This window comes from Allobosea sp. P1_A7, assembly GCF_056406775.1.
Genome location: NZ_JBFTZN010000572.1, coordinates 1 through 1,276, shown reverse-complemented (window position 1 = coordinate 1,276; position 1,276 = coordinate 1). Strand labels below are relative to the sequence as shown.

The window sequence follows — 1,276 nt, the reverse complement described above, 5'->3', positions numbered from 1 at the left end:
GTCTACAGCATGCCTGCCGGCCTGCCGCCGCAAGTCAATCTTGCCGTGCTCGGGGCCGGCCAGATCCTGCAGTTCTGGGACGGCGCCGACCAGACCGGCAACGGTGCCGTCGATGGCGGCACGGGCACCTGGAACGGCGGCAACACCAACTGGGCGGTGGCGCCGGGCGAGGTGGGCTTCAATGCCCCGTGGCTGAGCTCGGTCGGCGTGTTCCAGGGCATAGCCGGCACGGTGACGGTGTCCGGCACGCAAAACTTCGACACGCTGCAGTTCACCAGCGACGGCTATCTGCTGACCGGAGGTTCTCTCGGCCTCGGCGTCGCCGGTGGCGGCACGATCAACACGGCAGCCGGCGTCACCGCTTCGATCGGCTCGGCCATCATCGATGGCGTCGGGACCAGCCTGACCAAGGTCGGTGCCGGCACGCTGGCGCTGTCCGGCGCCAACAGCTATTCCGGCGGCACGCTGCTCAACGCCGGCACCCTCGCCGTCGGATCGGCGAGCGCGCTCGGCACAGGCACGCTGCAGATGGCGAGCGGGACGACGCTTCGTGCCAACGCCCCTGCTCTCACGCTGGCCAACGCCGTGGCGTTGTCGAGCGGCACCGCCTTCGTCGATACCGGTTCGTTGGATTTTGGCCTGGCCGGCGTCATCAGCGGCGGGGGCACGCTCTCCAAGACGGGCGCCGGGGTCCTGACGCTGTCGGGGATCAACACCTACTCCGGCGCCACCTGGATCCAGCAAGGCACGCTACGGATGGGCGGGGTGGGCGTCCTGCCGAACCAGACGGCGGTGCAGATTTCGGCCGGGGCGGTCTTCGATCTCAACGGCATCGCCCAGACGGTCGGCTCGCTGTCCGGCACGGGCGACGTGCTCCTGGGTGGCACGACGCTGACCGCCGGAGGCAACAACAGCAGCACGACCTTCTCCGGCACGATCTCGGGCGCGGGCTCGCTGCTCAAGGCCGGCACCGGCACGCTGACGCTGAACGGAACCAACACCTACACGAGCGTGACCCAGGTGTTCGGTGGCAGCCTCGTCGTCGACGGCTCGGTCGCGACGCCGGTGATCGTGCATGCGGGTGCGACGCTCGCTGGCTCCGGCTCGGTCGGCGCGACCACGATCGGCGGCACGCTTTCGCCGGGCAATTCGCCGGGGACGCTGACCGTCAACGGCAGCCTCGTGATGGGCGTCGCCTCGACCTATATCGCCGAGGTGCAGGGCACTGTCGCGGACCGGGTCAACGTCACCGGCACGGCCTCGCTGGCGGGTACGC

The 1,276-nt window shown here is 69.8% G+C and carries 1 protein-coding gene; it reads left to right on the top strand.

The annotated features are described in order from the left end of the window. On the top strand, positions 1-1,276 hold a 1,276-nt coding region (locus AC1D34_RS37670; RefSeq protein ID WP_476827041.1), incomplete at both ends, for an autotransporter-associated beta strand repeat-containing protein.